Origin of the sequence: Microbacterium sp. zg.Y1084 (genome assembly GCF_024623595.1) — a bacterium.
GTDB lineage: Bacteria > Actinomycetota > Actinomycetes > Actinomycetales > Microbacteriaceae > Microbacterium > Microbacterium wangruii.
The window spans coordinates 45,424-66,226 of sequence record NZ_JANJGV010000009.1 but is presented as its reverse complement, the minus strand read 5'-3'; the positions used below and the strand labels follow the sequence as shown (position 1 = coordinate 66,226).

Here is a 20,803-nt window from a genome sequence, read left to right as displayed (position 1 = left end):
GGATGCCTCGGCCGGCCCCGTGGCCGCCGGGTGGCGCGGTCTTGGCTGCGATGGTGTGGGCGGATTAGGGTCGGCGCATGACGACCTTGCTGCTGCGCGCGGCGGTGTTCCTCGGGTCTGCCGCGCTGGGGCTCGTGGTGGCAGACCTCGTCGTTCCGGGTTTCACGATCGTGTGGGCGGACTGGTGGGGCTTCGTCCTCTGCATCGTGATCTTCGCGGTGCTGCAGAGCGCCCTCGCCCCGGTGATCACCCGGGTGGCGCGGCGGCACGCTCCGCCGCTGCTCGGGGGAGTGGGGATCCTCTCGACCCTGGTCGCGCTGCTCATCGTGGTGCTGCTGCCGGTCGGCGGGCTGCGCATCACCGACGCGCTCGCGTGGGTGCTCGCGCCCCTCGTCGTGTGGGTGGTGACGGCGCTGGCGACGCTGCTGCTGCCGAGGCTGTTCCTCCGGCGCAGGATGGATGCGCGGGGGGAGACGTCGCGCGCGTGATGCGTGGCGGGGGCCGCTGCTCGCGCCCCGCCGAGCGCCGTTCCCTGCACAACGAGTGTGCCGGGAGGTTATCCACAAGTGCCGCCTGGCCGGGAGTTTCTCCGTTCTGAATGTCGGAGGTAGGCGGGAGAATGACGGGTATGAAGACGCTCCCGCCCGCCTCCCGCAGAGATACCCGCTCGCTGGGTGCGGTGGTGGCGGGGCTGGAGGCTACGCGGCGGCGGATCGCCGCGCTGCACGCCGAGGAGCTGCAGCTGCTGGCGCGCGCCGATGCGATCGCGGCTGAGCAGACAGCCCGGGTGCCGTCGTCTGAGCGGCGGGAGCGAGAGATGCCCGCGCGGGCGATCGCGGCAGAGGTGGGCGCGGCGTTGCGGCGACCCGACCGGGGCATGCAGGACCGCATGCGCGACGCCACGGTCCTCGTGGAAGGCTTTGCGGCGACCGTCGCGGCGTTACGGGAGGGGCGTGTCGACGCGGGCCACGTGCGTGTGATCCAGGATGCCGGTGCCGTCATCGGCGACCCCGAGGTGCGGGCCAGGTTCGAGCAGGCGGCGCTGGTGGTGTGCGAGCGGGAGACACCGGGGCGGGCGAAGCCGATCGTGACGGTGATCGCGCAGAAGCTGCGCCCGGTGCCGTTGCAGGAACGGCACGCTGACGCGGCGGCGGGTCGGCGGGTATGGGTACGGGACCTCGACGACGGCATGGCTGAGCTCGCCGCGGTGCTGCCGGCCGTGCTCGCCTACGCGATCCGTGATCGGCTGACCCAGCACGCGCGCGAGATCACCGCCGCACGCCGCGCACGCGCCGCGGACGAGCCGGTCGCTGAGACCGACGACGAGACCGTCGCTGAGACCCCCGATGACACCGTCGCTGAGACCCCCGATGACACCGTCGCTGAGACTGCCGACGACCCCGTCGCCACCGATACGCGCACCACCGATCAGATCCGGGCCGATGTGCTCACCGATCTGCTGCTCACCGGTTGCGCCACCGCGCCTACGGCGACCGGTGTCCTCCCGGAGGCAGCGGCGGTGACGGCGCAGGTGCAGATCGTCATCCCGGCCGCCACCCTTGTGGGCGCAGGTGCCGCACCGGCCGAGCTGCTCGGATACGGACCCATCGACCCCGACACCGCCCGGCGTCTGGCCGCAGCCGCCGACGTCTGGGAGCGGGTGTTCACCTCCCCGGCCACCGGAGCCGTCCATCACGTGGACACCTACCGGCCCAGCAGGGCGCAGCGCAGACATCTCGATGCGCGAGACGAGCATTGCCGGTTCCCCGGCTGCCGCAGACCCGCCCGGTTCTGCGACCACGATCACACCCATGACCATGCCTGCGGCGGGCCGACCGCCGTCGCCAACCTCGCGAACCTCTGCGCTCGGCACCACGCGATGAAGCACGCCACGGCGTGGTCGGTGATCCAGAAACCCCGCGGCATCCTCGAATGGACGAGTCCCACCGGTCGGGTCTATCCCGACACCCCTCGACGCGTGCTGGAGTTCAGCGCGCTCGATCAGGCGACAGCAGGTGCGCCTGCGCCGTTCTAGATGAAGTACTCGGGTGCCATGAGCAGCGACCGGGTGTCCTCGCCCGGGGTGCGCTTGCGGGCCTTCGCGGGGACGCCGACCAGCACGCTGTCGGCGGGGGCATCCTTCGTCACGACGGCGTTCGCGCCGATCGCCGTGCCCGCCCCGATCGTGATGGGGCCGAGCACCTTCGCGCCGGCGCCCACCAGCACGCGGTCGCCGAGGGTCGGGTGGCGCTTGCCGCCGTTGCGCGTGCGGCCGCCGAGGGTGACGCCGTGGTAGAGCAGCACATCGTTGCCGATCTCGGCGGTCTCGCCGATCACGACGCCCATGCCGTGGTCGATGAAGCAGCGGCGCCCGATGCGCGCGCCCGGGTGGATCTCGACGCCCGTGAGCCACCGCGTGAGCTGCGACAGCGCACGGGCCGGAAGGCGCAGTCCTCGCAGCCAGAGGGTGTGGGCGACGCGGTGTGACCAGATGGCGTGCAGGCCCGGGTACAGCAGGGCGATCTCGAGTCCGTTCCGGGCCGCGGGGTCGCGCAGCCTCGCGGCCGCGACATCCTCGCGTGCCCGGCCCACAAGATCACGCAGGCCGCGCAGCGGCCCGCTCACGCGCCCGCCTCGGCGGGGGAGTCGACGCGGGGGAGGGGGATGCCGTGCACGAGAACCTGCTTTCGGAAACGATGACGGCCCGGGCGGCGCTGCCGCCCGGGCCGGAAGTGATCAGTCTTCGCGCAGGTCCTCGTAGAGCGCGGTCGACAGGTATCGCTCGCCGTACGAGGGGATGACCACGACGATGTTCTTGCCCTCGGCCTCGGGCCGGGCGGCGATCTGCAGGGCGGCCCACAGTGCGGCGCCGGAGGAGATGCCGACGAGGATGCCGTCCTTCACGCCGACCTCGCGGGCCGTGGCGATGGCATCCGCGAACTCCACGTCGACGACCTCGTCGATGACGCTCTGGTCCAGCAGCGCGGGGATGAAGTTCGGGCCGATGCCCTGGATCTTGTGCGGGCCGGGCGTCCCCTTGGTCAGCAGCGGCGAGTCGGCCGGCTCGACGGCGACGACCTTCGCCTCGGGAACGCGCTCCTTGAGCACCTGGCCGACACCCGTGATGGTGCCGCCCGTACCGATGCCGGCGACGAAGTAGTCCACCTTGCCATCGGTGTCGCGCAGGATCTCCTCCGCGGTCGTCTTGCGGTGGATGGCCGGGTTGGCGGCGTTCTCGAACTGACGGGCCAGCACGGCGCCCGGCGTCTCGTCGACGATCTCCTGTGCCTTGGCGACCGCGCCCTTCATGCCGCCGGCCGGGTCCGTCAGCACCAGCTCGGCGCCGTATGCCTTCAGCAGCAGCCGGCGCTCCATCGACATCGACGACGGCATCGCGAGCACCACCTTGTAGCCACGCGCCGCGCCCACCATGGCCAGCGCGATGCCGGTGTTGCCACTCGTGGCCTCGACGATCGTGCCACCGGGGGTGAGCTCGCCGGACTCCTCGGCCGCGTCGACCATCGCGATCGCGATGCGGTCCTTGACGCTGGACGCGGGGTTGTAGAACTCGAGCTTCGCCAGCACCGTACCGGGAAGGCCCTCGGTGATCCGGTTCAGCTTGACCAAGGGGGTGTTGCCGAATGCGCTCGTGATGTCGGAATGGATGCCGGCCATGATCTGCCTTTCGTGCGGTCGGTGACCCCTCCTCGGCGAGGGGAAGCTCATCGTTCAAGCCTAGGGCGCGTGGGGGAGCATGCGGCCGAATATGACGATCCTTCCCGGACCGCGCGGCCGGTTCCCGTCTAGGCTGGACACGCCCATGCCCGATTCCCGCACCGCCCCCGCCCGCATCGCCGAGACGCTGCGCACCGCCACCGACCTGCTGCAGCGGGCCGGGGTCGCCTCCGCAGACGTCGACGCGCAGCTGCTGCTGGCGCACGTCCTGGGCATCGGCCGGGGCGAGCTGCACGCCGCGGTCGTGCGCGGCGACGAGGTGCCCGAACCCGCCGCGTCGGCGTTCGCCGCGCTGCTCGCACGCCGGGCTGCTCGCGAGCCGCTGCAGCACCTCACCGGCACTGCACCGTTCCGTCATCTGGAGCTGAAGGTCGGGCCCGGCGTGTTCGTGCCGCGCCCCGAGACCGAGTCGGTCGCCCAGATCGCGATCGACGCGCTCACCGCAGCCGCGTCCCCCGAGCCCATCGCCGTCGACCTCGGCACCGGAAGCGGCGCGATCGCCCTTGCGTTGGCGACCGAGGTGCCGCATGCCAGGGTGCACGCCGCCGAGAACTCGGTCGACGCCTTCGTGTGGGCGAAGGAGAACTTCATCGCCGTCGGCGCGAGCAACGCCCGCATCGCCTTCGTCGACCTCGCAGAAGCCTTTCCCGAGCTCGACGGAACCGTGTCGGTCGTCGTCTCCAACCCGCCCTACGTGCCCGACGGCGCCATCCCGCGCGACCCCGAGGTGCGCGACTGGGATCCGCCGGCGGCGCTCTACGGGGGAGCGGACGGGCTCGATGTGGTGCGCGTGATCAGCGGGGTGGCCCGTCGTCTGCTGCACCCGGGAGGCACCCTCGTGCTCGAGCACGGCGAGTGGCAGGGCGCACCCATCAGGTCCCTCCTGACCGCAGACGGCTGGCTCGCCGCCGCCACCCATCAGGACCTCACGCTGCGCGACCGGGCCACCACAGCCGTCCGCTCCTGACACCCGCCGCGCGGGACGGCGGTCTGAAGGGTCTGCGGAGCCTGCGCCGGTAGACTGGTGCGGCCATGTCCCCTGTATTCGACAGCCGCGACGAGACGCAGTTGCTGCCCGGCCTGCGCCAGGCGCGTCAGGCGATCGCGCGCGGCCAGCTCGTCGTGCTGCCCACCGACACCGTGTACGGCGTCGCCGCCGACGCCTTCAACGCCTCGGCCGTCGCACGCCTGCTCGCAGCCAAGGGGCGCGGCCGGCAGTCGCCGCCGCCCGTGCTGGTCGCCGGAGTGACCACCCTGCGCGCCCTCGCCGCCGAGATCCCCGAGCCGGTCGAACGACTCGTCGAGGAGTTCTGGCCCGGCGGACTGACCATCGTGCTGCCGGCGCAGCCCTCGCTGTCCTGGGACCTGGGCGACACCTTCGGAACGGTCGCGGTGCGCATGCCCGCCGATCGCATCGCTTTGGAGATGCTCGAGGAGTGCGGCCCGCTCGCCGTCTCGAGCGCCAACCGCACCGGGCACTCGGCGGCGATCGCGATCGACGAGGCCGTCGACATGCTCGGCGACAGTGTGGCGGTGTACCTCGACGCCGGCATGCGGGAGACCGGCATCCCCTCGACGATCGTCGACGCGACCGGTCTGACCGGTGATGGTGACGGCGTGGTGCGCGTGCTGCGCGACGGCGCCGTCAGCCGCACCCGACTGCGGGACGTGCTCGGCGACCTGCTGGAAGCCGACCCCGATGAGGCGGATGGCCCCGCCGCGGCGGCCGGCGGCGCGGTGTGAAACAGTACGTCTTCATCGTCATCCTGACCGCCGCCGTCACGCTCGTCCTCGCCTGGGCGGTGTGGCGCCTCGGGCTGCGGTTCAAGCTCTACCCGGCCATCCGGGCCCGCGACGTGCACAAGACGCCCACGCCGCGCCTCGGCGGCATCGCGATGTACTTCGCCATCGTCCTCGCGTTCGCGGTCTCGGCGATGCACCCCGACCCCCGATTCGCGAGTTTCTGGGCGGACCCCGCCCCCTGGGCCGTGCTGGCGGCGACCACCCTCATCGTGCTGGTGGGGGTCGCCGACGACCTGTGGGACCTCGACTGGACCATCAAGCTCGGCGCCCAGTTCCTCGCCGCCGGCATCGTCGCCTGGTTCGGGGAGCTGCAGATCTACACGCTGCCCATCGGCGGGATCACCGGCTTCTCGGGGACCGTCAGCTTCGTGCTCACGATCTTCTCCATCGTCATCGTCATGAACGCCGTCAACTTCATCGACGGCCTCGACGGGCTCGTCGCCGGCGTCGCCCTCATCGCGAACGCGGTGTTCTTCGCCTATTCCTACCTGCTCATGCGCGACATGGGGTCGGCGACGTACTTCACCATGGCCTCCTTCATCGCCGCTGTGCTCATCGGCGCCTGCATCGGATTCCTGCCGATGAACTGGAACCCGGCGAAGCTCTTCATGGGCGACTCCGGCGCACTCATGATCGGGCTGCTGATGGCCTGCTCCGCCGTGTCGATCACCGGCTCGCTCGACCCCGCCCTGCTGGGGGACCCCGACCAGTTCGGCCGCTCCCAGCTACTGGGTGCGTTCATCCCGATCCTGCTCCCGGTGGTGGTCGTGATGCTCCCGCTGCTGGACTTCGGCATGGCGGTGCTGCGGCGCATGCAGGCCGGAAAGTCCCCCTTCTCGCCCGACCGCAAGCACCTGCACCACCGCATGCTCGACATGGGCCACTCCGACCGCGACGCCGTGCTGATCTTCTACGCCTGGACGGCGGTGGTCAGTCTCGCGGTGCTGCTCATGTACATCGGAACGACCGCCGACTGGCCGGGGCAGTACCTGCCCGGCGCCGCCTTCGGTCTCATCGGCGTCGCGGCCTGCCTCGTCGTCACCTTCACCCCCGCCCGCCGCGCCCTGCCCGCGACCCAGGAGTCCTCATGACCACGCCCCGCAGTTCCGTCTCCAGCACCCCCGTCCTGCGTGCCACTCTGCTGTGGTCCGCCGGGGTGACCGCCGTTCTGGCCGTGATCGGCGCCGTCGCCGGCTACGCGGCCGGCGGCACCGAGGGGCTGTGGAGCGCCCTGTGCGGCGTGGGGCTGGCGTTCGCCTTCCTCGGCATCACCGGCGTCAGCATCCTCGTCGCCAACCGCTGGTACGGCGACGCGCTGTACGTGCCGATCTTCTTCGGCATCGTGCTGGGGGGCTGGATCCTCAAGTTCCTCGTCTTCATCGTGCTGCTGCTGGTGCTGCGGGATGCGGCCTGGCTGAACCCGACGGTCTTCTTCCTCTCCCTCGTCGCCGGGATTGTCGCATCGCTCGTGATCGACGTCGTCGTGCTCACCCGCATGCGGGTGCCGCATGCAAGCGATGTCACCCTTCCCACGGCCGACGAGGTCGCGGAACAGGGCGAAGGACCCGAAGGGCGGCATTGACCGCCGCCGGAGTTTGATAGTGTTGATCTGCGCCCGCCCCGCTCCTCTCGGAGCATCTGCGGAGTGACGCTCACCGACCATCGTCGCTCCGGTCCTGTACCGGCGCCCCGAAGCTGGAGCCTGCGCTGTTTATTCACGCTGCGACACTGATCGCCCCCACCGCCGACGAAGGCGAGTTCCACGCTCCGTCGATCGCGGAGTTCTTTCCCGAGGCTGTTTTCCAGATCGGTGATCTGGTCATCAACCGGATCCACCTGATCCAGTTCATCGCGACACTCGCGGTGGTCCTGGTCTTCTGGCTCGGCACCCGACGCATGAAGGTCGTCCCCGGACGCTTCCAGAGCATCGTGGAGATGGGCCTGGACTTCGTCCGGGTCAACATCGCCGAGGACCTCCTCGGCAAGAAGGACGGGCAGAGGTTCCTGCCGATCCTCACCACGATCTTCTTCATGGTGCTGTTCATGAACCTCACGGGTGTCATCCCGTTCATGAACATCGCCGGCACGAGCATCATCGCGGTGCCGCTGCTGCTCGCGGTGGTCAGCTACGTGACCTTCATCTACGCCGGCATCAAGAAGAGCCCGAAGAACTTCTTCAAGAATTCGCTCTTCCCCACCGGCGTGCCGTGGCCGATCTACATCATCGTGACGCCGATCGAGCTCATCTCGACGTTCGTCATCCGGCCGGTGACCCTGACCCTCCGACTCCTCATGAACATGATGGTCGGGCACCTTCTGCTGGTCCTCTTCTTCGCCGCGACGCAGTTCTTCCTGCTCGATCTCGGCGGCTGGTGGTCGGCTCTGGCTGCGGGCTCGCTCGCCTTCGGCTTCGCCTTCACCCTGTTCGAGCTGCTCGTCGCAGCGCTGCAGGCTTATGTCTTCGCTCTCCTCACCGCGGTCTACATCCAGCTCGCGGTCGCGGAAGAGCACTGAGCGGGTCGGCTGACTGCCGCCCATAACCGAAAGGAAAACCCCCGTGGACGCAACTACGGTTCTCGCCGCCGTCACCGGTTCCATCGCGACGGTGGGCTACGGCCTCGCCGCCATCGGCCCGGCCATCGGCGTGGGCATCGTCGTCGGAAAGACGATCGAGGGCGTCGCCCGTCAGCCCGAGCTGGCCGGTCGTCTTCAGGTGCTCATGTGGATCGGTATCGCCTTCACCGAGGCGCTCGCCTTCATCGGCATCGCCACCGCCTTCATCTTCGGCTTCTGATCCAGCCCCGTACTGACCTAAAGGAGACAGGATGCTGAACGCTCTTGTCACGTACGCCGCGGAAGAGGGTGTCGCGTACAACCCGCTCATCCCGGCGTGGTACGACATCATCTGGTCGGCGGTCTGCTTCGTCATCATCCTCTTCGTCTTCTGGAAGGTCGCCCTTCCGAAGATGAAGACGTTGCTCGACCAGCGCGCCGCCTCGATCGAGGGCAACATCGCCAAGGCCGATGAGGCTCAGCGCAAGGCGGAGGCTGCTCTGGAGCAGTACACCGCTCAGCTGGCCGAGGCTCGCAAGGAGGCCGGAGAGATCCGCGACGCCGCTCGCGAGGACGGCAAGAAGATCGTCGCCGAAGCGAAGGATGCCGCCTCCTCGGAGGCCGCACGCCTGACCGCCGCCGCGCACGCGCAGATCGAGGCGGAGCGCCAGACCGCGCTGGTCTCGCTGCGCAGCGAGGTGGGCTCGCTGGCCCTCGACCTCGCCGGCGGCGTCATCGGGGAGTCCCTCTCCGACGACGCGAAGGCGCAGGCCGTCGTGGACCGCTTCCTGGCCGACCTCGAAGCCTCCGAGGCGTCGAAGTAATGGGCAGCGCGACCACTCAGGCCCTGGCCGCGACGACGTCGGCGCTCGGCGCGGCGTCGTCGGTCGACCTCGGCGTCGCCCGCGAGCTGTTCGCTGCCGCGCGGGCGATGGGCGAATCGGCCCAGCTGAGGGGCGCGCTGGCCGACTCCGCCGCGGCGCCCGCCGCGCGGGCGAAGGTCGTCGCGCACGTGTTCGGCTCGTTCCAGCCCACCACGGTCTCGCTGTTGACCAGTGCGGTCCAGCAGCGCTGGTCGTCGGCGTCTGACCTGGTCGACGGGATCGAGGAGCTCGGCATCCGGGCCACCGCGATCGCGGAGCCGGGCTCCGACATCGAGGGGGAGCTGTTCGCGGTCATCCGCACCATCGCAGCGAACCCCGAGCTGGAGCTTGCGCTCGGCAGCCGACTCGGAGACGCGTCCGCCAAGGGCGCGCTCGTCGAGACGCTCCTGGGCGGCCGCACCAGCGCCGGCACGACACTGATCGTCTCCTCGGCGGTGCAGCAGACGCGTGAGCGTCGGGTGCGGCAGCTGCTCGGTCGTGCGATGCGCCTGGTGGCGCAGCAGCGCGGTCGCTCGGTCGCCACGGTCGTCGCCGCGAAGCCCCTCGGGGCGGGACAGGCCGACCGCCTCTCCGCTGCGCTGTCGCAGCGGTACGGCACGGACATCTCGCTCAACGTCGTCGTCGACCCCTCGGTCGTCGGCGGCCTGCGCGTCGAGATCGCCGACGACGTCATCGACGCCAGTGTGTCGAGCCGTCTGAACGACCTGCGCCAGAAGCTGGCCGGTTAGAGCTTCCCGCTCATCGGAGCGGAGATTTCGGGACCGCAAGGTCCCATGAACACGAAGGAAGACCATGGCAGAACTCTCCATCAGCCCCGACGTCATCCGTGACGCGCTGAAGGACTTCGTCGCCGCGTACGAGCCCACCGGGGCCGCCGCGACCGAGGTCGGCACCGTCATCGACGCCGCCGACGGCATCGCCCACGTCGAGGGACTGCCCGGCGTCATGGCGAACGAGCTCGTCCGCTTCGGCGACGGCACGGCCGGACTGGCGCTCAACCTCGACGAGCACGCGATCGGTGTGGTCGTCCTGGGCGACTTCGCCGGCATCGAGGCGGGCCAGCAGGTCACCCGCACCGGCGAGGTCCTCTCGGTCCCCGTCGGCGACGGCTACCTTGGCCGCGTCGTCGACCCGCTCGGCAACCCGATCGACGGCCTCGGGCCCGTGGCGTCGGAAGGCCGGCGTGCCCTCGAGCTGCAGGCGCCGGGCGTCATGCAGCGCAAGAGCGTGCACGAGCCGATGCAGACCGGCATCAAGGCCATCGACGCCATGATCCCCGTCGGCCGCGGCCAGCGTCAGCTGATCATCGGCGACCGCCAGACCGGCAAGACGGCCATCGCGATCGACACGATCATCAACCAGAAGGCCAACTGGGAGTCCGGCGACGTCAGCAAGCAGGTGCGCTGCATCTACGTCGCCATCGGCCAGAAGGGCTCCACGATCGCCTCCGTCAAGGGCGCGCTCGAGGATGCCGGCGCCATGGAGTACACCACCATCGTGGCCGCTCCCGCGTCGGACCCCGCCGGCTTCAAGTACCTGGCGCCCTACACGGGGTCGGCCATCGGCCAGCACTGGATGTACGGCGGCAAGCACGTCCTGATCATCTTCGACGACCTGTCGAAGCAGGCCGAGGCGTACCGTGCCGTGTCGCTGCTGCTGCGTCGCCCGCCGGGCCGCGAGGCCTACCCCGGTGACGTGTTCTACCTGCACTCGCGTCTGCTGGAGCGTTGCGCGAAGCTCTCTGACGAGCTGGGCGCGGGATCGATGACGGGTCTGCCGATCATCGAGACCAAGGCCAACGACGTGTCGGCCTACATCCCGACCAACGTGATCTCGATCACTGACGGCCAGATCTTCCTGCAGTCCGACCTGTTCAACGCCAACCAGCGCCCCGCTGTCGACGTCGGCATCTCGGTGTCGCGCGTCGGTGGTGACGCGCAGGTCAAGTCGATCAAGAAGGTCTCCGGCACGCTCAAGCTCGAGCTGGCCCAGTACCGCTCGCTCGAGGCGTTCGCGATGTTCGCGTCCGACCTCGACGCGGCCTCGCGTCGCCAGCTGGCGCGCGGAGCGCGTCTGACCGAGCTGCTCAAGCAGCCGCAGTACTCGCCGTACCCGGTGGAGGAGCAGGTCGTGTCGATCTGGGCCGGCACCAACGGCAAGCTCGACACCATCGCGGTCGAGGACGTGCTGCGGTTCGAGCGCGAGCTGCTGGACTACCTCAAGCGCAACACGTCGATCCTCGACACGCTGCGCGAGACCAACGTCCTCGACGACGACACGGTCGCGCAGCTCGACAAGCTGACGGACGACTTCGTCCTCGAGTTCCAGTCCGGCAAGGGCATGGCGATCAACAACCCGGGTCACGAGGAGTTCGCCGCGGCGGACGCCGACGACGTGAACCAGGAGAAGATCGTCAAGGGCCGCCGGGGCTGACGACTCAGTAGGGATAGCCAATGGGCGCACAACTGCGGGTCTACAAGCAGAAGATCAGTTCTGCTCAGACGACCAAGAAGATCACGAAGGCGATGGAGCTCATCGCGGCTTCGCGCATCCAGAAGGCGATGGGGCGCGTCCGCGCCTCATCCCCCTTCGCACGGGCCGTCACGCGGGCCGTGTCAGCGGTCGCGACGTACTCCAACGTCGACCACCCCCTCACCACGGAGCGGGAGGTGATCCGCCGTTCCGCGGTGGTCATCTTCGCCTCCGACCGGGGCCTGGCGGGCGCCTTCAACTCCCAGATCCTGCGCGAGGCGCTGGAGCTTGCGGAGCTGCTGCGCTCGGAGGGCAAGGAAGTCGAGTTCTACCTCGTCGGCCGCAAGGCGGTGGGCTACTTCCAGTTCCGCCGCATCCCGGCCGCGGGGGAGTGGGTGGGCGACACGGACACGCCGCACTTCAACACCGCCGAACTGATCGCGGGCGCCCTGCTGGACGCCTACGACCGCGGCGGCGACGAGGGTGGCGTGGACGAGATCCACCTCGTGTACAACCGGTTCATCAGCATGATGACCCAGTCGCCCGAGCGGGTGCGTCTGCTTCCGCTCGAGGTCGTCGACGCTGCCGCGGACGAGCCGTCGGGCAGCCAGGTCTACCCGCTGTACGAATTCGAGCCGAGCCCCGAGGCCGTCCTGGACTCCCTCCTCCCGGTCTACGTCCAGAGCCGCGTCTTCAACGCCCTCCTGCAGTCGTCGGCGGCGAAGCACGCCGCCACGCAGAAGGCGATGAAGTCCGCCAGCGACAACGCCGACAAGCTCATCACCGACTACACCCGCCTGCGCAACAACGCGCGTCAGGCGGAGATCACTCAGCAGATCGCCGAGATCGTCGGCGGCGCCGACGCTCTGGCGTCGGGCAAGTAGAACCCACCGAAAGAGAAGACAATGACTCTCACCGCACCCGAGGCGACCACGGTCACAGGCCGCGTCGCGCGCGTCACCGGCCCCGTCGTCGACATCGAGTTCCCGCACGATTCGATCCCCGAGATCTACAACGCGCTGAAGACGACGATCACGATCGACGACGAGTCGACCGAGATCACGCTCGAGGTCGCTCAGCACCTCGGCGACGACCTCGTCCGCGCCATCGCGCTCAAGCCCACCGACGGCATCGTCCGCGGCCAGGAGGTGCGCAACACCGGCGGACCCATCACTGTGCCCGTCGGCGACGTCACCAAGGGCCGGGTCTTCAACGTGACCGGGGACGTGCTCAACGCCGCTCCCGGCGAGCAGATCGAGGTCACCGAGCGCTGGGGCATCCACCGCCAGGCGCCGAACTTCGACCAGCTCGAGTCGAAGACCCAGATGTTCGAGACCGGCATCAAGGTCATCGACCTGCTCACGCCGTACGTGCTCGGCGGCAAGATCGGCCTGTTCGGCGGCGCCGGTGTCGGCAAGACCGTCCTCATCCAGGAGATGATCCAGCGCGTCGCGCAGGACCACGGTGGTGTGTCCGTCTTCGCCGGTGTCGGTGAGCGCACCCGTGAGGGCAACGACCTCATCCACGAGATGGAGGAGGCGGGCGTCTTCGACAAGACCGCCCTCGTCTTCGGCCAGATGGACGAGCCGCCGGGGACGCGTCTGCGCGTGGCCCTGTCGGCGCTGACGATGGCGGAGTACTTCCGCGACGTGCAGAAGCAGGACGTGCTGCTGTTCATCGACAACATCTTCCGCTTCACGCAGGCCGGCTCCGAGGTCTCCACGCTGCTGGGCCGCATGCCCTCCGCCGTGGGCTACCAGCCGAACCTCGCCGACGAGATGGGTGTGCTCCAGGAGCGCATCACCTCGACCCGCGGTCACTCGATCACCTCGCTGCAGGCGATCTACGTGCCCGCCGACGACTACACCGACCCGGCGCCGGCGACCACGTTCGCCCACCTGGATGCCACCACCGAGCTGTCCCGCGAGATCGCGTCGAAGGGTCTGTACCCCGCCGTCGACCCGCTCAGCTCGACCAGCCGCATCCTCGACCCGCGCTACATCGGTGAGGACCACTACCGCGTGGCCACCGCCGTGAAGCAGATCCTGCAGAAGAACAAGGAGCTGCAGGAGATCATCGCGATCCTCGGTGTCGACGAGCTCTCCGAAGAGGACAAGGTCGTCGTGTCGCGCGCGCGTCGCATCCAGCAGTTCCTCTCGCAGAACACCTACATGGCGAAGAAGTTCACCGGCGTCGAGGGCTCCACGGTCCCGATCAAGGAGACCATCGAGTCCTTCGACGCGATCGTCAAGGGTGACTTCGACCACGTGGCCGAGCAGGCCTTCTTCAACGTCGGCGGCATCGCCGACGTCGAGGAGAAGTGGGCGAAGATCCAGAAGGAGAACAGCTGACATGGCGATCTCCGTCAGCCTCGTCTCCGCTGAGGCGGAGGTCTGGTCCGGCGAGGCGAGCCTCGTCGTGGCCAAGACCGTCGAGGGCGAGATCGGCTTCATGACCGGCCACGAGCCGGTGCTGGCGATCCTCGCTGAGGGCCAGGTGCGCATCACCACCGAGGACGGCCGCAAGGTCGTCGCGGATGCACGCGAGGGCTTCCTGTCGATGGCCGGCGATGAGCTGTCCATCGTGGCAGGCCACGCCGCCCTGGTCTCCTGACCCCGCTTCACCACCGCACGACAGCACACGAATGCACCGGATGAGCATGCTCTCCGGTGCATTCGTGCGCCACGGCGACGCATCGAAGGGCACCCCATGCTGATCCTCGCCCCACCTTCCGAGACCAAGCGGACCGGGGGAGACGGCCGCCCGCTGGACGCGACCGCCCTCGCGCTTCCGCAGCTCGCGGCGATCCGCGACTGCGTGATCGACGCACTCGTGGCGCTCTCGCAGGACGAGGATGACGCTGCCCGGGTGCTCAAGCTCGGTGCGCGGCAGCGCGGCGACATCGCGGCCAACGCCGCCCTGCGCACCGCGCCGACCCTGCCTGCGGTCGACCGCTACACCGGCGTGCTGTTCGACGCGCTGGGCGCCGACTCGCTCGATGCATCCGCGCGGGCGTGGCTTCACGCGCACGTGCTGATCCATTCCGCTCCGTTCGGGCCGGTCGCCGCACTCGATCCGATCCCGGCGTACCGGCTCGCAGCCGGCACCCGCCTGCCGGGATTGCCGCCGCTGCGACGGCTCTGGGCCGAGGCCGTGACGGCCGCTCTCGGCGCCACCGAGTCCGGGCTCATCCTCGACCTGCGCTCCGAGGCCTACACGGCTCTGGGTCCCGTCCCGGCCGATCGTCCCCGCGCCTACGTGCGCGTGGTCTCGACCGGGCCGGACGGCACCGTGCGGGCGCTCAACCACTTCAACAAGCACGCCAAGGGAGAGCTGCTGCGACTGCTGGCATCCCATCGCCCGAAGATCGTCAGCCTCGACGAACTCCTCGACTGGGCCGCTGCTGTCGGTCTCACCCTGCGGCCGGGGGACGCGGGCGAGCTGGAGCTCGTCGCCGGGCCTGACGCCTCGACCGGGTCCGTGGCCGCTGTCACCCGGCGCACCGCGGCGGGTATCGCTAGCATGTGACCGCGGGGGCATCGCCCCGTCGCCCTCCCGGCGCCAGGATCGACATCGGAGGTCCACCCATGTACCTGTATGACACCGACGGGGCGCTCTGGGCGCTCGTCGCCGCCTTCGGCTTCGTCGCCTTCCTCCTCTCCATCGCCGGCTACGTGCTGACGTCCCTGTTCCTGATGAAGATCTTCGAGAAGGCGGGCGTGCAGGGCCGGTGGCGGGCCTGGGTGCCGGTCTACAACATGCTCGTGTTCGCCAAGCTCGGCGACCTGAACCCCTGGTGGCTGCTGATCGCGTGGGGCGCGGGCGCGCTGCTGTCGCCGGTCGGGGTCGGCTACATCTTCCTGCTGGCCGCATCCGCCTACCTCGCCATGGCGTCCTACCGGATCGGGCTGAAGCTGCAGAAGGAGCCCGTCTGGGTCGTGCTCTACGTGCTGGTGTCGATCGTGTGGTTGGGCATCGCCGCCTACGACCGGTCGCGCTGGAACCTGGCGGTGCCGCCCGCGCCGTGGGCGAACACCTTCCTGCGCGACACCACCGAATGGTCGGGCATCCCGGCCCAGACGCCGGCGGGTTTCCCCGGCGTGGCGTACGGGCAGCCCCCTGTCCCGGGCGCCTACCCGCCGCCGGCGGGATACGCCGCTCCCGGCTACCCGTCCGCGGGCTACGCGGCGCCGGGGTATCCGCCCGCGGGCTACGCGGCGCCGGGCCAGCCGCCCGCGGGCTACGCGGCGCCGGGCCAGCCGCCCGCTCCGGGCACCCCGCCGCCCACGGCGTACCGGGCCCCGGCGGCGTACCCGCCGCCCGCCGCGGCACAGCCGCCCGCGGGCACGCAGCCGCCGCCGTACGAGCCTCCCGCCGCGCCCGAGCCGCCTGCTGCGCCGCCCGCTGCGCCGGAGCCGCCCGCCGCGCCCGAGCCTCCCGCCGCAGCGCCCGGGACCGAGCCGCCGACGGCTCCGCAACCTCCCCACCAGCCATGAGCCGCAAACCCCCGCCGGTCCACCGGCGGGGGTTTCCCCGTGCGCGCTAGCGTGGGGGCATGACCGCTCCCTCTCAGCGCCGCCTCGGCGCCTCCGGCCTGCTCGTCTCCGCCGCCGGCCTCGGCTGCAACAACTTCGGCAGGGCCGGATCTGCGACCGAGACGCTCGAGGGCACCCGCGCGGTGCTCGACGCGGCGATCGATGCCGGCATCACGCTGCTGGACACCGCAGACATGTACGGCAAGGAACCCGGCCTGTCGGAGACGCTCATCGGTGAGGCGCTGGGCTCCCGGCGCGATCAGGTCGTGCTCGCGACGAAGTTCGGGCACTCCGGTGCGGCGATGCCGGGGCTCCCCACCGGGGCCAAGGGATCGCGCGCCTACATCCGCCGAGCCGTCGAGGGTTCGCTGCGCCGGCTGCAGACCGACTGGATCGACCTCTACCAGCTGCACACGCCCGACCCCGGCACGCCCATCGAGGAGACCCTGGACGCGCTCGCGGAGCTGGTGCGGGAGGGCAAGGTCCGCTACATCGGTCATTCGAACTTCGCCGGGTGGCAGATCGCCGAGGCCCACTTCGTCGCCCGCGAGCGCCACGGCATCCCGTTCATCTCCGCCCAGAACCACTACAGCCTCCTCGCGCGTGCGGCCGAGCGCGAGGTGCTCCCGGCGGTGGAGCGCTTCGGGGTCGGCTTCCTGCCGTACTTCCCGCTGCACAACGGGCTGCTCACCGGCAAGTTCCGCCGCGACGAGGCGCCTGAGGACACGCGCATCATGCGCAACCGCCGTCACGTCTACGACGATGCGCCGTGGGACGCGCTGGAGGCGTACGAGCGGTTCTGCCGGGAGCGGGGCATCACCATGCTGCAGGCGACATACGGCTGGCTGCTCTCGCGGCCCGAGCTCTCGAGCGTCATCGCGGGTGCCACGACCCCCGAGCAGGTGCGCGCCAACGCGGCCGCGACGGACTGGACGCCCGATGCGGCGGAACTCGCCGCCATCGACGAGTTGTTCCCCTTGGTCGCCGATCCCGCTGCCCGCGTGTGACGTTCGCCGAGAGCGCACGTCGGCGACTGGCACCGGGCGCACGGCAGGCGTAGCGTCTGAATCCGCGTGTCGTGCCTGGCGCGCGGGAGGGGGCTTCGTGCTCGGCAAGCTGCTCGCGACGTACACGCGCCCGATGTGGCCGCTCATCGTCGCCGTCGTGGTGTTCCAACTGGCGCAGTCGGTCGCGTCGCTGCTCCTGCCCACCCTCAACGCCGACATCATCGACGACGGGGTGGTCACCGGTGACGTCGACGTCATCTGGTCGCTCGGCGGCGTCATGCTGGTCGTCAGCGCGGTGCAGATCGCGTGCGCGATCATCGCGGTGTGGTTCGGCTCGCGCCTGGCCACCTCGGTGGGCCGGGACCTGCGCTCGGACCTGTTCCACCGGGTCGTCGCCTTCTCACAGCGCGAGGTGGGCCGGTTCGGCGCGCCTTCGCTGATCACGCGCAACACCAACGACGTGCAGCAGGTGCAGATGCTGGTGCAGGTCTCGGCGACGCTGATGATCTCCGCGCCCATGCTCGCCATCGGCGGCATCATCATGGCCATCCGGCAGGACGTCGGGCTGTCGTGGCTGATGGCCGTCTCCGTGCCGCTCCTGCTCATCATCGTCGGACTCATCGTGGTGCGAATGGTGCCGGCGTTCACTCTCATGCAGCAGCGCATCGACCGCGTGAACCTGATCATGCGCGAGCAGCTCACCGGCATCCGCGTCATCCGAGCCTTCGTTCGGGAGCGCCAGGAGCGCGAGCGGTTCCGGGCGGCCAGCCAGGACGTGACCGACACGGCGCTGCGGGCGGGCAACCTCATGGCGCTGATGTTCCCGGCCGTCATGCTCGTCATGAACCTCTCCAGCATCGCCGTGATCTGGTTCGGGGCGGGGCAGGTGCAGGATGCCGGGGTGGAGATCGGCACCCTCTTCGCCTTCCTCAACTACATGATGCAGATCCTCATGGGCGTCATGATGGCCACCTTCATGTTCGTGATGATCCCGCGCGCAGCGGTGTGCGCGCAGCGCATCGGCGAGGTGCTGCACACCCCGGCGTCGGTGACGGCCCCCGATGCACCGGCGGCGGCTCCCCGGCCGGCGGGTCGCGTGCGGTTCTCCCACGTCGACTTCGCCTATCCCGGAGCCGACGAGGCGGTGCTGCACGATCTCTCCTTCGACGTCGAGCCCGGCACGGTGACCGCGGTGATCGGATCGACCGGGTCGGGAAAGACCACGCTCGTCGGACTCGTGCCGCGCCTGTTCGACGTCACCGCGGGATCGGTCAGCGTCGACGGCGTCGACGTGCGCGAATACGACCCGGACGAGCTGTGGCAGCGCATCGGCCTGGTGCCCCAGAAGGCGTTCCTGTTCTCCGGCACGGTGGCCTCCAACCTCCGCTACGGCAATGCCGAGGCGACCGACCAGGAGCTGTGGGAGGCACTGGACATCGCACAGGCCCGCGATTTCGTCGAGGCGATGCCGGGAGGGCTCGAAGCGGCGATCGCCCAAGGCGGCACGAACGTATCGGGCGGGCAGCGCCAGCGGCTGGCGATCGCGCGGGCCCTGGTGAAGAACCCACGCATCCAGATCTTCGACGACTCGTTCTCGGCGTTGGACCTGCAGACCGATGCGGCGCTGCGCCGTGCTCTGGATGAACGCCTGCCGGGGACCACCCGCCTGGTCGTGGCCCAGCGGGTGTCCACCATCCAGGGTGCCGACCAGATCATCGTCCTCGAGCATGGTCGCATCGTGGGTGTCGGACGCCACGACGAGCTGCTCGAGGATTGCGAGACCTATCGCGAGATCGTGGCGTCGCAGCTGGCGGCGGAGGCGACGGCATGAGCGGGCACGGCGGACACGGCCCCGGGCGCGGCACGGCGCCGGTGCAGAAGGCGCAGAACTTCGGCCCGAGCGCCCGGAGGCTGCTCGGGGAGCTGCGGGTCGACCTGCCGCGCATCGTCACGGTGCTGATCCTGGGGGTCGTCAGCGTCGGACTGACGGTGACCGGCCCGAAGCTGCTCGGTGAGGGGACGAACGTGGTCTTCGCCGGATTCATCTCCCTGCAGTCGCCTCCCGGCGTGACCAAGGACCAGGTCGTCGACGCCCTGCGTGCCGAAGGTTCGCAGGAGCAGGCCGACATGCTCGCGGCGATGGAGTTCACTCCCGGTGCGGGCATCGACTTCGAGCAGCTGCGCTGGATCCTCATGGGCGTGCTGGCGGTGTACCTGCTGGCGAGCGTGTTCGGCTGGCTTCAGGCGCGCATCCTCAACGGCGTCGTGCAACGGGCGATGCAGCGCCTGCGCATGCGTGTCGAGGACAAGATCCACCGACTGCCGCTGTCGTACTTCGACCGCGTGCAGCGCGGTGAGCTGCTCAGCCGCGTCACAAACGACGTCGACAACATCGGGCAGACGATGCAGCAGACCCTCTCGCAAGTCGTGGTCTCGCTGCTCACCGTCATCGGCGTGCTCGTGATGATGTTCGTGATCTCGCCGCTGCTCGCCCTCATCGCCCTTGTGACGATTCCGCTGACGATCGTGGTCACGGTGCTCGTCGCCCGCCGATCCCAGAAGCTGTTCGTCGCCCAGTGGAAGGCCACCGGGGTGCTCAACGCCCGCGTGGAGGAGACGTTCTCGGGTCACGCCATCGTCAAGGTCTTCGGGCACCAGCGCGAGGTGGAAGCGGATTTCCGGGCCGAGAACGAGGAGGTGTACCGCGCCACCTTCGGTGCGCAGTTCCTCTCGGGCGTCATCATGCCCGCCATGATGTTCATCGGAAACCTCGTGTATGTGGCGATCGCGGTCGTCGGCGGATTGCAGGTCGCCGGCGGGCGGTTGTCGATCGGCGACGTTCAGGCCTTCATCCAGTACTCCCGTCAGTTCACCCAGCCGTTGAGCCAGCTCGGCTCGATGGCCAATCTGCTGCAGTCGGGCGTCGCCAGCGCAGAGCGCGTCTTCGAACTCCTCGACGAGGAGGAGCAGACGCCCGACCCCGAGCCGGCCGAGACCGTCGACGAGGATGCCGGCGACCTCGACTTCGAGGACGTGTCGTTCAGCTACACCCCCGACAAGCCGCTCATCGAGCACCTCGACCTGTCGGTGCGGCCGGGGAGCACGGTGGCCATCGTCGGTCCGACCGGTGCGGGCAAGACCACGCTGGTCAACCTCATCATGCGCTTCTACGACATCGACGCCGGCCGCATCACGCTCGACGGCCTCGACACACGGCGGATGACGCGGGCCGACCTGCGTTCGCGCACCGGCATGGTGCTGCAGGACACGTGGCTGTTCTCCGGCACGATCCGCGAGAACATCCTCTACGGGCGGCCCGACGCCACCGAAGAGGAGATGACGGCCGCCGCCTCGGCCGCCTACGTCGACCGCTTCGTCCACGCCCTGCCCGCGGGGTACGACACCGTGCTCGACGATGAGGCCACCAACCTCAGCGCAGGGGAGCGGCAGCTGGTCACCATCGCCCGGGCATTCCTGGCCGACCCGCGGCTGCTCATCCTCGACGAGGCGACGTCGTCGGTGGACACCCGCACCGAGCTGCTGATCCAGCGGGCCATGGCCCGCCTGCGGCGCGACCGCACGTCGTTCGTCATCGCGCACCGGCTGTCCACCATCCGCGACGCCGACGTGATCCTGGTGATGGAGAACGGCTCGATCGTGGAGCAGGGCACCCACGACGAGCTGCTCGCCGCGCAGGGGGCTTACCGGAGGCTGTACAACGCGCAGTTCCAGGCCCCGGTCGAGGGTGACGTCGCTGAGGGCGAGCAGGCGGCGGTCCACTAGGATGTGAAAACGCGTTCTGCAGACGAACGCA

General features: G+C 69.7%; 21 protein-coding genes. 19 read left to right on the top strand and 2 right to left on the bottom strand.

Going from position 1 to position 20,803, the window contains the following annotated elements:
* The first annotated feature begins 77 nt into the window (after positions 1–77).
* Together NQ165_RS10700 and NQ165_RS10695 are read left to right on the top strand one after the other, a co-directional pair.
* Positions 78–488 (top strand): hypothetical protein, encoded by a 411-nt coding sequence (locus tag NQ165_RS10700; RefSeq protein ID WP_257533408.1) that lies wholly within the window; start codon positions 78–80, stop codon positions 486–488.
* Positions 489–628: 140 nt separating this feature from the next.
* Entirely contained in the window at positions 629–2,035 is a 1,407-nt protein-coding gene (locus tag NQ165_RS10695; protein ID WP_257533406.1) for an HNH endonuclease signature motif containing protein, read from the top strand.
* Here the strand turns inward: NQ165_RS10695 and epsC are convergent.
* On the bottom strand, positions 2,032–2,625 hold the full coding sequence (epsC, locus tag NQ165_RS10690) for a serine O-acetyltransferase EpsC (RefSeq protein WP_257533404.1): 594 nt from the start codon (positions 2,623–2,625) through the stop codon (positions 2,032–2,034). The two genes, NQ165_RS10695 and epsC, sit on opposite strands and share 4 nt — an antisense overlap.
* Positions 2,626–2,736: 111 nt before the next feature.
* The gene (gene cysK / locus NQ165_RS10685) at positions 2,737–3,675 is read right to left on the bottom strand and encodes a cysteine synthase A (RefSeq protein ID WP_257533402.1); all 939 of its coding nucleotides are present in this window, start codon (positions 3,673–3,675) and stop codon (positions 2,737–2,739) included.
* Positions 3,676–3,820: 145 nt separating this feature from the next.
* On the opposite strand from cysK, the gene prmC reads away from it, so the two are divergent.
* The 17 genes from prmC (at position 3,821) to NQ165_RS10600 (ending at position 20,772) form a co-directional block, all read left to right on the top strand.
* Complete coding sequence (prmC, locus tag NQ165_RS10680; RefSeq protein WP_257533400.1) at positions 3,821–4,702, top strand: peptide chain release factor N(5)-glutamine methyltransferase; 882 nt, start codon at positions 3,821–3,823, stop codon at positions 4,700–4,702.
* A 65-nt stretch (positions 4,703–4,767) separates the two neighbouring features.
* Entirely contained in the window at positions 4,768–5,478 is a 711-nt protein-coding gene (locus NQ165_RS10675) for an L-threonylcarbamoyladenylate synthase (RefSeq protein WP_257533398.1), read from the top strand.
* On the top strand, positions 5,475–6,629 hold the full coding sequence (locus tag NQ165_RS10670; RefSeq protein ID WP_257533396.1) for an MraY family glycosyltransferase: 1,155 nt from the start codon (positions 5,475–5,477) through the stop codon (positions 6,627–6,629). Before NQ165_RS10675 ends, NQ165_RS10670 begins: the two co-directional genes overlap by 4 nt.
* On the top strand, positions 6,626–7,120 hold the full coding sequence (locus NQ165_RS10665) for a hypothetical protein (protein ID WP_257533394.1): 495 nt from the start codon (positions 6,626–6,628) through the stop codon (positions 7,118–7,120). The genes NQ165_RS10670 and NQ165_RS10665 overlap by 4 nt, the downstream gene beginning before the upstream one ends.
* Before the next feature lie 131 nt (positions 7,121–7,251).
* The gene (gene atpB / locus NQ165_RS10660; protein WP_257533552.1) at positions 7,252–8,052 is read left to right on the top strand and encodes a F0F1 ATP synthase subunit A; all 801 of its coding nucleotides are present in this window, start codon (positions 7,252–7,254) and stop codon (positions 8,050–8,052) included.
* 43 nt (positions 8,053–8,095) lie between these two features.
* Entirely contained in the window at positions 8,096–8,332 is a 237-nt protein-coding gene (gene atpE / locus NQ165_RS10655) for an ATP synthase F0 subunit C (protein WP_257533392.1), read from the top strand.
* Between the two features lie 31 nt (positions 8,333–8,363).
* Complete coding sequence (locus NQ165_RS10650) at positions 8,364–8,915, top strand: F0F1 ATP synthase subunit B (protein WP_257533390.1); 552 nt, start codon at positions 8,364–8,366, stop codon at positions 8,913–8,915.
* The gene (locus NQ165_RS10645; protein ID WP_257533388.1) at positions 8,915–9,703 is read left to right on the top strand and encodes a F0F1 ATP synthase subunit delta; all 789 of its coding nucleotides are present in this window, start codon (positions 8,915–8,917) and stop codon (positions 9,701–9,703) included. Before NQ165_RS10650 ends, NQ165_RS10645 begins: the two co-directional genes overlap by 1 nt.
* A gap of 64 nt (positions 9,704–9,767) precedes the next feature.
* Positions 9,768–11,408, top strand: a complete 1,641-nt coding sequence (gene atpA, locus NQ165_RS10640; protein WP_257533386.1) for a F0F1 ATP synthase subunit alpha — start codon at positions 9,768–9,770, stop codon at positions 11,406–11,408.
* Between the two features lie 20 nt (positions 11,409–11,428).
* Positions 11,429–12,331 (top strand): F0F1 ATP synthase subunit gamma, encoded by a 903-nt coding sequence (locus tag NQ165_RS10635; protein ID WP_257533384.1) that lies wholly within the window; start codon positions 11,429–11,431, stop codon positions 12,329–12,331.
* A gap of 21 nt (positions 12,332–12,352) precedes the next feature.
* Positions 12,353–13,798 (top strand): F0F1 ATP synthase subunit beta, encoded by a 1,446-nt coding sequence (gene atpD, locus NQ165_RS10630; RefSeq protein ID WP_257533383.1) that lies wholly within the window; start codon positions 12,353–12,355, stop codon positions 13,796–13,798.
* A gap of 1 nt (position 13,799) precedes the next feature.
* Positions 13,800–14,060: a F0F1 ATP synthase subunit epsilon gene (locus NQ165_RS10625; protein WP_257533381.1), complete on the top strand. Its 261-nt coding sequence runs from the start codon at positions 13,800–13,802 to the stop codon at positions 14,058–14,060.
* A gap of 96 nt (positions 14,061–14,156) precedes the next feature.
* Entirely contained in the window at positions 14,157–14,975 is an 819-nt protein-coding gene (locus tag NQ165_RS10620; protein WP_257533379.1) for a YaaA family protein, read from the top strand.
* A gap of 59 nt (positions 14,976–15,034) precedes the next feature.
* Positions 15,035–15,943 carry a hypothetical protein gene (locus tag NQ165_RS10615; RefSeq protein ID WP_257533377.1) on the top strand — a complete coding sequence of 303 codons (909 nt, stop codon included), beginning with the start codon at positions 15,035–15,037 and terminating at the stop codon, positions 15,941–15,943.
* Positions 15,944–16,002: 59 nt separating this feature from the next.
* A complete protein-coding gene (locus NQ165_RS10610; RefSeq protein WP_257533375.1) occupies positions 16,003–16,989 on the top strand; it encodes an aldo/keto reductase in 987 nt (328 codons plus the stop codon).
* Positions 16,990–17,086: 97 nt separating this feature from the next.
* Positions 17,087–18,820, top strand: coding sequence for an ABC transporter ATP-binding protein (locus NQ165_RS10605; protein WP_257533373.1), 1,734 nt, complete (start codon positions 17,087–17,089; stop codon positions 18,818–18,820).
* Positions 18,817–20,772, top strand: coding sequence for an ABC transporter ATP-binding protein (locus NQ165_RS10600; RefSeq protein ID WP_257533371.1), 1,956 nt, complete (start codon positions 18,817–18,819; stop codon positions 20,770–20,772). The genes NQ165_RS10605 and NQ165_RS10600 overlap by 4 nt, the downstream gene beginning before the upstream one ends.
* Positions 20,773–20,803 lie beyond the last annotated feature (31 nt).

Excerpts from the sequence above, each read along its gene's own strand:
- NQ165_RS10700 (WP_257533408.1), top strand. The coding sequence starts at position 78 with ATGACGACCTTGCTGCTGCGCGCGGCGGTGTTCCTCGGGTCTGCCGCG.
- NQ165_RS10695 (WP_257533406.1), top strand. The coding sequence starts at position 629 with ATGAAGACGCTCCCGCCCGCCTCCCGCAGAGATACCCGCTCGCTGGGT.
- cysK (WP_257533402.1), bottom strand. The coding sequence starts at position 3,675 with ATGGCCGGCATCCATTCCGACATCACGAGCGCATTCGGCAACACCCCC.
- prmC (WP_257533400.1), top strand. The coding sequence starts at position 3,821 with ATGCCCGATTCCCGCACCGCCCCCGCCCGCATCGCCGAGACGCTGCGC.
- NQ165_RS10675 (WP_257533398.1), top strand. The coding sequence starts at position 4,768 with ATGTCCCCTGTATTCGACAGCCGCGACGAGACGCAGTTGCTGCCCGGC.
- NQ165_RS10665 (WP_257533394.1), top strand. The coding sequence starts at position 6,626 with ATGACCACGCCCCGCAGTTCCGTCTCCAGCACCCCCGTCCTGCGTGCC.
- NQ165_RS10650 (WP_257533390.1), top strand. The coding sequence starts at position 8,364 with ATGCTGAACGCTCTTGTCACGTACGCCGCGGAAGAGGGTGTCGCGTAC.
- NQ165_RS10645 (WP_257533388.1), top strand. The coding sequence starts at position 8,915 with ATGGGCAGCGCGACCACTCAGGCCCTGGCCGCGACGACGTCGGCGCTC.
- atpA (WP_257533386.1), top strand. The coding sequence starts at position 9,768 with ATGGCAGAACTCTCCATCAGCCCCGACGTCATCCGTGACGCGCTGAAG.
- NQ165_RS10635 (WP_257533384.1), top strand. The coding sequence starts at position 11,429 with ATGGGCGCACAACTGCGGGTCTACAAGCAGAAGATCAGTTCTGCTCAG.
- atpD (WP_257533383.1), top strand. The coding sequence starts at position 12,353 with ATGACTCTCACCGCACCCGAGGCGACCACGGTCACAGGCCGCGTCGCG.
- NQ165_RS10625 (WP_257533381.1), top strand. The coding sequence starts at position 13,800 with ATGGCGATCTCCGTCAGCCTCGTCTCCGCTGAGGCGGAGGTCTGGTCC.
- NQ165_RS10620 (WP_257533379.1), top strand. The coding sequence starts at position 14,157 with ATGCTGATCCTCGCCCCACCTTCCGAGACCAAGCGGACCGGGGGAGAC.
- NQ165_RS10615 (WP_257533377.1), top strand. The coding sequence starts at position 15,035 with ATGTACCTGTATGACACCGACGGGGCGCTCTGGGCGCTCGTCGCCGCC.
- NQ165_RS10610 (WP_257533375.1), top strand. The coding sequence starts at position 16,003 with ATGACCGCTCCCTCTCAGCGCCGCCTCGGCGCCTCCGGCCTGCTCGTC.
- NQ165_RS10600 (WP_257533371.1), top strand. The coding sequence starts at position 18,817 with ATGAGCGGGCACGGCGGACACGGCCCCGGGCGCGGCACGGCGCCGGTG.